12 protein-coding genes are annotated in these 13,613 nt (G+C 39.0%); 3 read left to right on the plus strand and 9 right to left on the minus strand.

From position 1 onward, the window contains the following. Positions 1–179 precede the first annotated feature (179 nt). From ACOEN1_RS00615 to ACOEN1_RS00635, 5 genes are all read right to left on the minus strand, one after another. A complete protein-coding gene (locus tag ACOEN1_RS00615; RefSeq protein ID WP_422484472.1) occupies positions 180–854 on the minus strand; it encodes a DsrE/DsrF/DrsH-like family protein in 675 nt (224 codons plus the stop codon). A gap of 77 nt (positions 855–931) precedes the next feature. Beyond that, entirely contained in the window at positions 932–2,671 is a 1,740-nt protein-coding gene (locus ACOEN1_RS00620) for an FAD-dependent oxidoreductase (RefSeq protein ID WP_422484473.1), read from the minus strand. Between the two features lie 2 nt (positions 2,672–2,673). Next, the gene (locus tag ACOEN1_RS00625) at positions 2,674–2,964 is read right to left on the minus strand and encodes an ArsR/SmtB family transcription factor (protein ID WP_422484474.1); all 291 of its coding nucleotides are present in this window, start codon (positions 2,962–2,964) and stop codon (positions 2,674–2,676) included. Between the two features lie 116 nt (positions 2,965–3,080). Then, positions 3,081–3,563 carry a ferritin gene (locus tag ACOEN1_RS00630; RefSeq protein ID WP_422484475.1) on the minus strand — a complete coding sequence of 161 codons (483 nt, stop codon included), beginning with the start codon at positions 3,561–3,563 and terminating at the stop codon, positions 3,081–3,083. Positions 3,564–3,684: 121 nt separating this feature from the next. Next, positions 3,685–3,969 carry a hypothetical protein gene (locus ACOEN1_RS00635; RefSeq protein ID WP_422484476.1) on the minus strand — a complete coding sequence of 95 codons (285 nt, stop codon included), beginning with the start codon at positions 3,967–3,969 and terminating at the stop codon, positions 3,685–3,687. A gap of 151 nt (positions 3,970–4,120) precedes the next feature. Between ACOEN1_RS00635 and ACOEN1_RS00640 the strand changes: the two genes are divergently transcribed. The 3 genes from ACOEN1_RS00640 (at position 4,121) to ACOEN1_RS00650 (ending at position 8,684) form a co-directional block, all read left to right on the plus strand. Further along, positions 4,121–4,798, plus strand: coding sequence for a Crp/Fnr family transcriptional regulator (locus tag ACOEN1_RS00640; protein WP_422484477.1), 678 nt, complete (start codon positions 4,121–4,123; stop codon positions 4,796–4,798). Positions 4,799–5,061: 263 nt separating this feature from the next. Beyond that, on the plus strand, positions 5,062–6,855 hold the full coding sequence (locus ACOEN1_RS00645) for an ABC transporter ATP-binding protein (protein ID WP_422484478.1): 1,794 nt from the start codon (positions 5,062–5,064) through the stop codon (positions 6,853–6,855). Positions 6,856–6,866: 11 nt separating this feature from the next. Then, positions 6,867–8,684, plus strand: a complete 1,818-nt coding sequence (locus tag ACOEN1_RS00650) for an ABC transporter ATP-binding protein (RefSeq protein ID WP_422484479.1) — start codon at positions 6,867–6,869, stop codon at positions 8,682–8,684. Between the two features lie 26 nt (positions 8,685–8,710). Here the strand turns inward: ACOEN1_RS00650 and ACOEN1_RS00655 are convergent, their stop codons facing one another. Genes ACOEN1_RS00655 through gcvPA form a run of 4 tightly spaced genes read right to left on the minus strand, consistent with a single transcriptional unit; the run spans position 8,711 to position 13,612 of the window. Beyond that, complete coding sequence (locus ACOEN1_RS00655) at positions 8,711–9,340, minus strand: phosphatase PAP2 family protein (protein WP_422484480.1); 630 nt, start codon at positions 9,338–9,340, stop codon at positions 8,711–8,713. A gap of 49 nt (positions 9,341–9,389) precedes the next feature. Further along, the gene (lpdA, locus tag ACOEN1_RS00660) at positions 9,390–10,805 is read right to left on the minus strand and encodes a dihydrolipoyl dehydrogenase (RefSeq protein ID WP_422484481.1); all 1,416 of its coding nucleotides are present in this window, start codon (positions 10,803–10,805) and stop codon (positions 9,390–9,392) included. Between the two features lie 9 nt (positions 10,806–10,814). Then, positions 10,815–12,269 carry an aminomethyl-transferring glycine dehydrogenase subunit GcvPB gene (gene gcvPB / locus ACOEN1_RS00665; protein ID WP_422484482.1) on the minus strand — a complete coding sequence of 485 codons (1,455 nt, stop codon included), beginning with the start codon at positions 12,267–12,269 and terminating at the stop codon, positions 10,815–10,817. Next, positions 12,269–13,612, minus strand: coding sequence for an aminomethyl-transferring glycine dehydrogenase subunit GcvPA (gene gcvPA, locus ACOEN1_RS00670; RefSeq protein WP_422484483.1), 1,344 nt, complete (start codon positions 13,610–13,612; stop codon positions 12,269–12,271). Before gcvPA ends, gcvPB begins: the two co-directional genes overlap by 1 nt. Between the last annotated feature and the right edge of the window lies 1 nt (position 13,613).

Here is a 13,613-nt window from a genome sequence, read left to right on the forward strand (position 1 = left end):
TACCTGTTTAAGTCTATAGTATTACATCTATTTACCAGACTCAAAATCTATTATACCCAATAAGTTATGCTCTTCACACTTTTTTAAGAATTTTTTTGATTCCTGAATAGTATTGGAATCAAAATGATTTTACATAAAAAAAAGACAGTCCTCAAGGGACTGCCTCCACTAATAAATTACTAGATGAACAAATTTACATTTGAGTCGTCAGCAGCATCCAGATAAGTTGCGACCCCACCGATTTCAACTCCTTCAATCAGTTCTTCCTGGGTTATTCCCATTACATCCATTGACATTTGGCAGGCTACCATTCTGATACCAGAATTCATTCCTGTCTTTATAAGCTCTTCAAGAGATGAAATATTCTTGTCAGCCATTACTTTTCTGATCATCTTAGGACCCATACCTGCCATGTTCATCTTAGATAGTCCAAGCTTTTTACTTCCTCTTGGCATCATCTTTGAGAACATTGTTGCCATGAAATCCTTTTTAACACTTACAGGTTCAGGTTTTCTAAGGACATTCAGCCCCCAGAAAGTGAAGAACATTGTAACGTTGTTCCCCATGGCAGCTGCCCCGTTGGCAATTATGAATGATGCTATTGCCTTGTCAAGCTCTCCTGAAAAAACCACCATGGTCTTCTCTTTGGATTTGACTTCTGCTGGAGCCGACTCTTTATTTGCGACAGCATGACTTGATAAACCTTTTTGAATTTCAACAACCCATTTTGTATCAAGCTTCTCATCACATATAAATGTGTTGCTGGTATTTCTACACCAAGCCCTAATATCACTTATGAAACCTGGGTCTGTTGCAGAAACCTCAAGCACCTGACCATCATTTAATGTTTTCATTTTCTCTGCAACCTGAATTATCGGCCCCGGACAGGATAGTCCACAAGCATTAAGCTTAATTGAATCTCCTACCGGGGTTACTGCTTTCCCACATTTGTTTCCACCATTCCTGATTCATTGAATGTCTTTGGCTCCTGGTCTAACCCAGTCTCGCTTTGCATATACATGTTTTTATAAGTGTTGAAGCCACCTGCAAGATTCATTGCCTTGAATCCGTTATCCTTCAAAACCCTTTCGGCCAGATACCCTCTAAGTCCAATTGCACAGAATGCCACATACGTCTTTTCCTTGTCCAACTCGTCAAGTCTGCTCCTCAGTTCATTCAGTGGAATATGAGTTGAGCCTTCTATTGTTCCTAGCTCCATTTCAACATCTTCCCTGATGTCCAGAATCTTATACTCATCCTTGTCAAGATCATCAAGTTCTCTCCATAGAACCTGCTCAGTCATTCCATTCATAATGTTATCTGCAACAAATCCAATCATATTAACTGGATCCTTAGCTGATCCATAAGGTGGTGCATATGCCAGTTCAAGGTCGATCAGATTCTCCACTTTTCCGCCGAATCTGATTGCAGTTGCAAGAACATCAATTCTCTTGTCAACTCCAGCATAACCTACAATTTGGGATCCTAGAACTTTGCCTTCCATATCAAACAACATCTTCATGGTCATTGGAAGTGCTCCAGGATAGTATCCTGCATGTGAATTCTGATGGATGAAAGCTATATCATAGTCCTTCTTGTATTCTTTGCCCATTCTTATAAGAGTTTTTTCATTTACTCCTGTACTTGCAACATCAAGATCAAATATCTTCGCAATGCTTGTACCCTGAGTTCCATTGTACTCCTGCTTGGAATCTCCAAGAATATTGTTGGCAGCAATTCTACCCTGCTTGTTTGCAGGTCCAGCCAATGGAATCATTGTTTGAACCTTGTTAATATAATCCTCAACCTCTATTACATCACCAATTGCATAGATGGAATCATCTGAGGTCTTCATGTATTTGTCTACGATTATTCCGCCTCTTTGGTTCTGCTCAAGTCCAGATGCCTTTGCAAGCTCACCGTTGGGTCTGATTCCTATTGATAGGATAATGATGTCTCCTTCAATCTTTTCTCCGGATTGAAGTGTAATGGTTGTAACTCCATCCTTGTATTCAAAGGTGCTTACCCCATCCTTAAGGTGAAGATGAACTCCCTTTGACTTCATGTGCTCATGTACAATCTGAGCCATTTCAAAATCTATTGGAGCCATAACCTGGTCCTGCATTTCAACGACAGATACGTCCATTCCCTGATCATGTAGGTTTTCAGCCATCTCAAGACCTATAAATCCTCCACCTACAACAATTGCTCTTTTTGGCTTCTCTTTGTCTACGTAGTTCTTAATCATATCTGTATCAGGAATATTCCATAAACTAAAGATATTTGGTGAATCTATTCCTGGTATAGGTGGCTTTATTGGACTGGATCCTGTCGATAGAATAAGATAGTCATAGCTCTCTGTGTATTCTTCGCCAGTTTTGCTGTTCTTTACCTTAACAGCCTTGGCTTCCCTGTCAATATCAGTTACTTCAGAGAAGTTCCTGATATCTACATTATATTTTTTCATAAGTGCTTCAGGTGTATTTACTATCAAAGCATCTCTTTCCTCAATGGTCCCACCTATATAGTAAGGTAGTCCACAATTTGCAAAGGAAATGTACTCTCCTCTTTCAAACATTATGATTTCTGCTTTTTCATCCAATCTTCTAAGTCGTGTCAATGCAGTAGCTCCTCCGGCTACTCCACCAACAATCAATACTTTTTTACCCAATTCTATTCCTCCTCTGATTTAAATAACAAGTTGATAATTCTTCTAACTTCATCGTCTGCCAGGGAATAATAAACTTCTGTTCCCCTTCTCTCATCCTTTACAACCCCAGAAAGTCTTAACTTTGCCAAATGTTGTGACAATGTGGATTGTGGTACATCAAGACATCCCTGAATGTATGAAACATTGTTTTCTCCTTCTTCAGACAATCCCCTGAGTATGCATAGTCTTATTGGATGGGATATCAATTTAAGGATAGCCGCTTTTTCTTCCAACACTGCTCTATCAAATTTCATTTGACCCCTCCTGCTTCTGTATATTTATATATTAGAATACTTGGATATACTTGTCAAGAAAATATCTATCCAATTCAAAAAAAAGACACGGTCCAACCGTGCCTTCCATTTTTTACTTATCTTGCACCTAACTCTCTGTCCACCATCATCAGACCATGGAATTGGTTTTGTACTCTCTCAAGCTTGAACAGTATATCCTTCATAGTATTCTCTTCTTCAACCTGCTCTGCAACAAACCACTGCAGGAATTGTACCGTTGGGTAATTCTTCTCCTCTTCAGCCAACTTCAAAAGATCATATATTCTTCCTGTTACCTTCTTTTCATGCTCAAGTGCTGTTTCAAAAACCTCAAGGAATGAACCATAATCGTTCTTTGGTTCAGGAATTGCCTGCATTGTAACTCTTCCATCCATATCGTTTATGAAGCCATAGAACTTCATTGCATGCTCATATTCTTCCTTAGCCTGCTCTACCATAAAATGTGACATGCCTCTCATGTTTTCTGAATCAAAGTAGGATGCCATCGCCAGGTAATAATACCCTGACAGCATTTCAAAGTTGTACTGGTCATTCAATGCATTAATTAATTTTTCACTCATAATAATCCCTCCATAGTTTATTTAATCTCGCTTCTCATAAATACCCATATTTTCTTAATATAATCACAGACTAAATTATTTGTAATCATTCCACTTTTTAAGCAAAAAAGCTCTTTGTCAGTTACAGCCTAGGAATGTAAATGGCATATACACCAAAAATTGGTATGTTGTTCTCCGCTAAAATCTTTACAAGTATCGGTATTGACTGGGTCAGAATATTCACTTCAAATCCGTTGTACTTGTAAACAACATCTTTCTCATCAATCAGTCTGTTGCTACCTATTAGTTCCATGAGCCTTCCTTCCACCCTTGGAATATGTATTCCTCCAATTTGGAAAAACACCTTTTGCTTTTCACTGCTGTAATCCTTGTGATTGATTTTATTGACCAACAGAATATCCTTCATTAGCGATGCTCCTTTTTTATTCTATTTCGTTATATACACCTTGTAGGTTTATACCCCTAACTTTACAAGGATAACGCAATTATTGATTTTTGAGTTACTTTTTTTATTTCGGGTATATAAAATTTGTCTACTAAATTGGGGTGATGTAAATTTGAGTTATTCAATGGATGCGCTATCAAAATGCATACTTTTCAATGATATTGCTATAGAAGAGATAGCATCATTAATGGATGGTATAAACTACTCCATAAGATGCTACGATGATGGGGACATAATTGCAATAGAAGGCGATCCTTGCAGCAGTCTTTCAATTATACTGTCCGGAGATGTTGAAATACACAAGCCTTTCTCATCAGGCAAGATCGTTACAATCAGCCATTTTAAATCTGGAAATATATTTGCTGAATCACTTGTTTTTTCAGATGTTAAGGAGTATCCTGCAACAGTTGTATCAAGCTCACAAAGCTGTATTATGAACATCCCAAGATTCGAGCTTATACAGATGCTCAGCAGACATCCAAAGGTTCTTGAAAATTTTGCAGGTGTGCTTTCCAGAAGAATTCATATGCTAAATGATAGAATTACAAGTCTTTCCTTGGATAGCACTCGAAAGAAAATTGTCAATATACTACTCCTGGAGCTTGGAAGGCAGAAATCTCAATATCTTCTTCTACCCTACAGCAGAAAAAAAATGGCAGAGCTGCTCAACATCCCAAGACCCTCACTTTCCAGAGAGCTTATGAAGATGCGTGAGGAAGGGCTTATAGATTTTTACAAAAATAGGATTAAAATTCTAGATCTAAATAATCTTGAAGAAGAGCTAAAATAGCACTAAAAATAAATGTTGACATTTCAACGCTTTGTTATAAAATATACTAGTAGGTAAAATCTAAGAAGGGAGGCCATGATAATGATATTGATTAATGGATCAACAAAAAATAATTTAACTAATTGCAGAGAATACTATGGCCTATACCCTGGACTGATTTTTTTGACCTGTCCATTATAGGTGCTCGCCTATGATTTTTAAAAACATGAAATGATACTTGAGCCATAGGTTTTTGACCTATGGCTTTTTTTTGGAGGAAAACTATGAAACAGTTTATAAAACTATATCCCTTTCTCAAAGGGTACAGAATAATATTTATTCTTGCGATGCTTACAATTACAATTTCCCAGCTTTTTTATGCTGCAGGACCTATTATACTAAGCACAGCAATAGACTCTGTAATCGGAAGTGAACCAATCACAAATGGTCTCGCCAATATATTAGTAAATGCACTTGGAGGAACTGAGCTGTTGCGAAGGAGTTTGTGGATTATTGGTCTTGTTATTGTATTGAATACAGCTTTACGAGGTATTTTCCTTTATTTCAAAGGTTATTTGTCAGCTGAGGGATCTGAAAATATCTCAATGAACCTTAGAAATAAACTCTACGACCATATTCAAAAGCTTCCATACAGTTACCATGTAAAAACAGACACAGGAGACCTTATTCAGCGATGCACATCAGATGTTGAAACCATAAAACGGTTTTTGGGAATACAGCTTGTCGAAGTAGCTGGCTCATTGTCCATGCTGGCTTTTATTCTGTGGTCTATGCTGTCACTACATGTTGGTATGACAATCTACTCAATGGCTCTGGTACCTGTAATATTTGGTTTTGCATATGCTTTCTTTAAAAGAATTCAAAGAGATTTCAAAGATGCAGATGAAGCTGAAGCTAGATTATCAACTACTTTGCAGGAGAATCTTACAGGTATTAGGGTGGTTAAAGCCTTTGGAAGGGAATCATTTGAGTTAGATAAGTTTGATAAGGACAATTCCACTTATCGACGGCTGGTAAATAAGCTTATAGACAACCTGGCAATTTATTGGTCATTGTCTGACTTTCTAAGTATGTTACAGGTTGGAGTTGTAATAGTGGCAGGTACCTTTATGGTAATAAACGGAAGGATTACAATAGGAGTACTCGTCGCCTTCATAAGCTATGTAAACATGTTGATCTGGCCAGTCCGTCAGCTTGGCAGGATTCTCACGGATATGGGAAAGGCAACTGTATCCATTGACAGAGTAAGTGAAATTCTAAGTATCCCGGTCGAACCACTTGTAGAAAACGGCTATGAACCTAAGATTGTTGGTGAGATTGACTTCCAAAATGTATGTTTTTCCTATGATGGCAGTAAACAGGTGCTTCAAAACATCAGTTTTCATGTGAATAAGGGCGATACTATTGCCATAATGGGCCCAACTGGCTCAGGCAAGACTACATTGGTAAATCTGTTGCCTCGGCTTTATGACTATTCATCTGGATCCATAAAAATTGATGGATTAGAACTCAAAAATATCGACAGGCACTGGATTAGAAGTAATATCGCCCTTGTTCTACAGGAATCATTCCTCTATGCTAGGTCGATCAAGGAAAATATTCGCTTTACGGATCCCCAGAAACAGGATAAATCAGTATTTAATGCTGCCAAGGTTGCAGCAATACACAATGATATATTGTCATTTGACAAACAGTATGAAACCTTGGTTGGTGAACGTGGAGTATCGCTGTCAGGTGGCCAAAAACAAAGAATGGCTATCGCAAGGGCAATAATCAGCGAAACTCCAATTGTTATATTCGACGATTCACTTTCAGCAGTGGATTCCGAAACAGATATGGAGATAAGAAGAGCCCTCGAAAAAAGAAAGAATGTGGCGACAACTTTTGTTATCTCTCATCGAATTTCTACAGTATCAGATGCTGATATGATAATCGTCCTGGATAAAGGTAACATAGTTCAGCGTGGAACTCACAAGGAGCTTCTTCTTCAGGAAGGGTTATATAAAAGAATTTATGATATTCAAGCCTCACTTGAGTATGATGTAATGAAAGCTTAGGAGGAATCATCATGGATGAGACAAATTTCAATACCACCAAAAAATTGAGTCTAGGAGTATGGAGAGATTTCTATACTTACCTGAAGCCATATAAAAAACGATTTGTTAAATTGATTGTTCTGATGGTTCTTCTTGGGATTATTGATGCTACCTTTCCAATGCTTGCCAAGTATGCAATAGATGAGTATGTCAGGAAAGGAACCATGGAAGGACTCCCATGGTTTATTGTAGCCTACTCTGCCGCTGTAATTTCACTGACCCTGTTGATATTCTTGTTTATAAGATTGGCAGGCAGGTTAGAAACAACAATGGCTCATGATATTAGAAGACTCGGATTTATCCGTCTTCAAGAACTTCCACTGGCATACTATGACAACAAGGCAGTGGGCTGGTTATTGGCTAGAATGACCTCTGATGTAACAAGGTTGAGTGAAACAATTTCATGGGGAATCGTAGATCTTGCGTGGGGCCTGGCTATTATGACTGGAATATCTGTGTATATGATAATTCTTAATCCGGTTCTAGCCCTCATTACCCTATCCGTTGTTCCTGCTCTTGCTGTTTTAAGTGTTGTTTTCCAAAAAAAGATTCTCGGTGCACAGAGGAAAATACGAAAGATTAATTCACAGATTACCGGTGCATTCAATGAAGATATCCAAGGCGCCAAGACTACAAAAACTCTCGTAAGAGAAGATAAAAATCTTTTTGAATTCTCGCATCTTACAGGCTCAATGAAGAATCAATCCATCAAGGCAGCCATAATTTCATCAATTTATCTTCCACTTGTAATTGGACTGGGAAGTGTAGGTACAGCACTCGCTTTTTCTTATGGTTCAGGATATATTATGGAGGGAATAATAACCTACGGTACACTAGTTGCATTTATTTCCTATACAGCACAATTCTTCGAGCCAATAAGACAAATGGCTGTAATATTTGCAGAATTTCAAAGTGCTCAGGCATCGGCTGAGAGAGTATTTTCACTGCTAAAGGAAACTCCAGAAATTAAGGACGAAAGCGATGTACTTGAGAAGTTTGGAAATATTTTTGATCAAAAAACAGACCTGTTTCCACCGATTAAGGGAAATATCCGTTTTGAAAATGTAACTTTCTCATATCAGCCTCAGGAGCCAGTGCTGAAGAATTTTAACCTTTCAGTAAAGCCTGGTGAGACCGTTGCCCTTGTAGGTGAGACAGGATCTGGAAAGTCGACAATTGTAAATCTTTTCTGCAGATTCTATGAACCTACCTCAGGGAGTATACTCGTTGATGGAACTGACTATCGTAAAATGCCTATTCAGTGGATTCACAACAATCTTGGCTATGTATTACAAAGTCCACATTTGTTCAGTGGATCAATTATGGATAATATCAGGTATGGAAAGTTAGATGCAACTCAGGATGAAATCGAAGAAGCATGTAGAATCGTAAATGCACATGATTTTATAATTGAGCTTGAAAATGGATATCATACTCAGGTAGGTGAAGGTGGGAGCCTGCTGTCAACAGGTCAGAAGCAATTGATTTCATTTGCACGGGCAATAATAAGAAACCCATCCCTATTTGTTTTGGATGAAGCGACTTCTTCAATTGATACTGAAACAGAAAAAATAATACAGAATGCAATCACGAAGGTCCTAACAGGCAGAACCAGTTTTGTTATTGCACATAGACTATCCACCATAAGAAGTGCAGACAGGATTCTTGTTATTAGAAAAGGTGAGATTACAGAAGATGGTACCCACAAGGAGCTCCTGGCAAAGAAGGGATACTATTACAGATTGTATACAAATCAATATCTGGATGAAGAAGGCATCAACAAAATATAGATTCATAAAAAGAGATTCCATCAAGCTTAAGCGGAATCTCTTTTTAATAGCTTTTTGTTTACAAATGGAATATAGGCTTCGAAAAATACATATCCTGCAGCATAGCCTCCGATTATGTCGGATGGCCAATGCACTCCTAGAAAAACCCTACTTACTCCCATCAAAAAAATGTAAATCAAAGCCGCTGTCCAGATTCTGCTTTTCTGTTTTTTGTCCACAGTCTTTCTGATTAGGAGATATGCTATGGTAAGCAGCATTGTCATTGAAACCATTGAATGTCCGCTGGGATAACTTAATCCCCCTTGCTCCACCAAAAAATACTCAAATGGTCGTGGGCGTTGAAAAATCTGTTTAAGTATATGGTTCACAATAAAACTGCCAAGTGATGACACCAATAGTAGCGTTGCAATATAATATCTCTTTTTTATCGTAAAATAAGCTATCGCAGTACCCATTACAGGAAACAGAAAAACTTCGGAACCAAGAAATGATATTACTTCCATTATCCTTATAACAAGAATATTATTATTTCCGTGTACTAAATCCATTATTAATTGGTCCAATAAAACTCCCTCAGGATTTCCTGAAACCATAAATCCTAAAACCAAAAATACAATTAAGCTCAATCCAATCAAGGATTTTCTTCCTGTGCTCATATAACTCCTCCTAGATAAAATCAAGCAACGGGTTGCCCCGTTGCCCAAATTATCCTCTTCTTTTTCTCTTAGGTGCAATGTGAATTGCTGCTTCGTCAAGTCCCAATGTCGCTTCAAAAAATGCTTCTGAAAGAGTTGGATGTGCATGTATGGTTCTTTTAATTGCAGCTACGTCCATTCCGTTGGATATTGCCAGTGCCCCCTCATGGATAAGGTCGTTGGCATGCGGCCCAAGTATGTGAACACCAAGAATCCTGTTATCCCCGTTTGAAGCAAGAATTTTGATGATTCCTTCTGGCTCACCCAGCGCAAGTGCTTTCCCATTTGCGGAGAACATAAATTTACTTGACCTATAGTCTATTTCTTTTTCTTTGAGCTGCTCCTCAGTGTAGCCTACCTGGGCTACTTCAGTCATTGTAAAGACACATGACGGCCAATGTTCCAGATTTATATCAGGCTCGTGACCCATTACCTTCTCCACGACATATTCACCTTGTGCTGAAGCAACATGAGCCAGCTGAATGCCTTTTGAGTTTACATCACCGATTGCATAGATTCCAGGCACTGTAGTCTCGTAATTGTCGTCAACCTGAATCCCTCTCTTTGAGTAATCCACACCAACATTATCAAGACCCAGTCCTTCTACAAGCGGCCCTCTTCCTGATGCTATCAGTACATAGTCACCAACGACTTCAATTTCTTCTTCTTTTTCCTTGTATTTTGCAAGTACTTTCAGCTTGTCGCCTTCCTTGGAAATTTCTTTCGCACGGATATTAACATAGGTCTCAATACCCTGCTTTTTAATCGTAGGAAGAAGTCTCTTGCCGATTTCCTTGTCACCGTCCTTGAGTATTCTTGAAGCAAGAAGTATTACATGAGAGCCAAGCTCCTGATAGATGCTTGCAAACTCAAGTCCGATTACTCCTCCACCCACTACAATTAGAGTCTCTGGAATATGGTTCAGTTCCAGAATGTCATCTGATGTGATAACACCTGGTAAATCCACTCCCTTTGTCTCCGTCATCTGTGGATAGGATCCTGTTGCTATAATAATGTTGTCAGCTTCTATTTCTCTAGTTCCGCCTTCAAGAAGCTCAACTGTTAATGTCTTACTGTCTTTCAAGGATGCTTTCCCTGGTACAAACTCGATATTCTTGTAGGACGATATTAGCTTCTCGATTCCAGTTACAAGGTCATTTACCACTTTGTTCTTTCTTTCCAAAAGTGCTTTGCCATCAAGACTATACCCTTCTACTTTTATACCGAATTCATCTGCTCTCTTGAGCGAGGACATTATTTCAGCGTTTCTGAAATAAGTTTTAGTGGGGATACACCCCCTGTTAAGGCATGTACCCCCTATTTCTCTATTCTCTATAAGAATAACCTCTGCCTCAAGTTGTGCAGCTTTAATAGCTGCAACATAGCCACCCGGTCCTGCACCGATAATAGCTATTCTCTTAGTCAAGCAATACACCTACCCTTCGTATTTTACATTGATGTCACGTGCCGCCTTGACTTCATTTGGTCTTCTTACAATTGTTCTGTTTGGAGCTGACTTCAATATTGCTGGGTCAGATTCCGCTTCCTTGGCAATCTGAATCATTGCCTGAATAAATTCATCAAGAGTTTCCTTGCTTTCTGTCTCAGTTGGCTCGATCATCAATGCTTCGTTGATGATCAATGGGAAGTAGATTGTTGGTGGATGATATCCAAGGTCAAGTAGTCTCTTGGCAATATCCAGTGTTGTAACCTCGCTTAATGTGTCCTTCAAACCACCAAATACAAATTCATGCTTATAGATTGTATCAATTGGAAGATAATAGTAATCCTTCAACTGACTGCAAATATAATTTGCGTTTAATACAGCCATCTCTGAAGCACTCTTTAATCCATTTGATCCCATTGTCAATATATAAGTGTAGGCTCTTACAAGGATACCGAAATGTCCGTAGAAGTCCTTCACTTTTCCGATTGTATCCGGATAGTCATAGTCAAGGAAATACTCGTCATCCTTCTTCTCAACCATTGGTACAGGCAGGAATGGAACCAGTTCCTTCTTAACTCCTACTGGTCCTGATCCTGGACCCCCTCCACCGTGTGGTGTTGAGAATGTCTTGTGAAGATTGAAGTGAACCACGTCAAATCCCATGTCTCCTGGTCTTGCATATCCCATTATAGCGTTGGCATTGGCTCCATCGTAATATAGAAGGCCTCCTGCCTCGTGGACTATTGATGCAATTTCAAGAATTCCTTTGTCAAATATTCCCAGGGTATTTGGATTTGTAAGCATAAGCCCTGCTGTATCATCTCCAACTGCTGCTCTCAATGCATCAAGATCAACAAGTCCATCCTTTGTTGATTTGATTTCAACTATCTTGTATCCGGCCATTCCTGCAGTCGCAGGGTTAGTACCATGTGCTGAGTCAGGAACAATAATCTTGTTTCTATGAGCTTCCCCTCTTTTCTCATGGTATGCTTTTATTATCATAACTCCAGTAAGCTCACCATGTGCACCGGCAGCTGGCTGAAGTGTTGTTCTATCCATTCCTGCAATTTCTGAAAGGCTTTCTTCCAATTCATGAAGCAACTGCAGTGAACCCTGGATGCAGTCCGCTGGCTGTAGTGGATGTAGATTTGCAAAACCATCATATCTTGCTACATCCTCATTTATCTTTGGATTGTACTTCATTGTACATGAACCAAGAGGATAGAACCCTGTATCAACTCCATAGTTCTTGTTCGATAGGTTTGTATAGTGTCTAATAATATCTACCTCTGATACTTCAGGCAGATCAAGTTCCTTGTCATTTAAAAAATCCCCTGGTATCAGGCTATCTAAAGAAACATCCTCCACATCATTGGCAGGTAACATATATGCCTTTCTACCAGGTTTGGAAAGTTCAAAGATTAGTTTATCATAGTTTCTCATTATATCCCCTCCATTACGCTGGTCAGTTTATCTATTTCATCTTTCGTTCTCTTTTCTGTCACTGCATAAAGGATGCTATTTTCAAATTGGGGATATTCTTCGCCTAGACCATAGCCTCCGATGATATTCTCTTTTCTAAGCTCTTCATTTATCTTCTCAGGTGCAATATCTGATGTCAATACAAACTCTTTGAAGAAAGGCTTATCAAATACCGGCTTGAATTTACCTGATTTAGTCAGCTGCTCATAAGCGTAGTGAGCTTTCTTGGTTGATTGCATAGCAACCTCCCTAAGACCTTGCTTGCCCATTGTAACCATGTATACAGCAGCTGCCAATGAGTTGAGTCCTTGATTGGAACAGATGTTTGAAGTCGCCTTCTCTCTTCTTATGTGCTGCTCTCTGGCTGTAAGAGTCAATACAAATGATCTCTTGCCATCAAGGTCTTCTGTCTGTCCTACAATTCTTCCAGGTAACTTTCTGATATATTCATTTCTGATTGCCATAAATCCTAGGTAAGGTCCACCAAAGCTTACAGGTATTCCTAGAGACTGGCCTTCTCCAACAACTACATCAACACCCATATCTCCTGGCTTCTTAAGAATTCCCAGTGATATTGGATCAACAGAAGCTACAAATGTAGTCTTCTTGCCTTTGTGAGCAATTTTTCCGATTGATTCCAAGTCTTCGATTATTCCGAAGAAGTTAGGGCTTTGTACTATAACTGCCGCAGTATTGTCATTGACAACACCTTCCAAAGCCTCCATATCAGTTACTCCATCTTTCACATCAATCTCTATCACCTTCAGGTTCTGAACGTGTGCATATGTGTGAAGGATTTTTCTTGCGTCAGGCTTAACTGACTTGGATATTACTATTTCGTCTTTTTTTGAATATGCAGCTGACATAAGCGCTGCCTCTACAACTGCAGTTCCTCCGTCATAAAGGGATGCATTAGCAGAGTCCATACCTGTAAGGTCTGCAATCAATGTCTGGAATTCAAATATATACTGCAATGTTCCCTGACTGATTTCAGGTTGATATGGTGTATATGAGGTATAGAACTCACTTCTTGATATTATATGGTTTACTATTGATGGTATATAATGGTCGTATGCACCTGCTCCCAGGAAGCTTGTTAAATCACTCATGGAACAGTTCTTATCTGCCAGTTTCTTCAGATATGATGTTACCTCAAGCTCACTCTTTGACTTGGGAAGATCAAGCTCTCTCCCTAGTTTGATATTCTTTGGTATGTCGTCAAATAACTGGTCTATGCTTTCAAGACCTATTGCTTTGAGCATCTCCTGGATATCTTCAGGTGTATTAGCAATATATGGATGCATC

The sequence above is a fragment of the Gudongella sp. DL1XJH-153 genome (genome assembly GCF_049310905.1).
Classification (GTDB): Bacteria; Bacillota; Clostridia; order Tissierellales; family Tissierellaceae; genus Gudongella.

Coding starts and splice junctions, on each gene's coding strand:
- ACOEN1_RS00615 (WP_422484472.1), bottom strand. CDS start 854: ATGAAAACATTAAATGATGGTCAGGTGCTTGAGGTTTCTGCAACAGAC.
- ACOEN1_RS00625 (WP_422484474.1), bottom strand. CDS start 2,964: ATGAAATTTGATAGAGCAGTGTTGGAAGAAAAAGCGGCTATCCTTAAA.
- ACOEN1_RS00630 (WP_422484475.1), bottom strand. CDS start 3,563: ATGAGTGAAAAATTAATTAATGCATTGAATGACCAGTACAACTTTGAA.
- ACOEN1_RS00635 (WP_422484476.1), bottom strand. CDS start 3,969: ATGAAGGATATTCTGTTGGTCAATAAAATCAATCACAAGGATTACAGC.
- ACOEN1_RS00645 (WP_422484478.1), top strand. CDS start 5,062: ATGAAACAGTTTATAAAACTATATCCCTTTCTCAAAGGGTACAGAATA.
- ACOEN1_RS00650 (WP_422484479.1), top strand. CDS start 6,867: ATGGATGAGACAAATTTCAATACCACCAAAAAATTGAGTCTAGGAGTA.
- ACOEN1_RS00655 (WP_422484480.1), bottom strand. CDS start 9,340: ATGAGCACAGGAAGAAAATCCTTGATTGGATTGAGCTTAATTGTATTT.
- gcvPB (WP_422484482.1), bottom strand. CDS start 12,269: ATGAGAAACTATGATAAACTAATCTTTGAACTTTCCAAACCTGGTAGA.
- gcvPA (WP_422484483.1), bottom strand. CDS start 13,612: ATGCATCCATATATTGCTAATACACCTGAAGATATCCAGGAGATGCTC.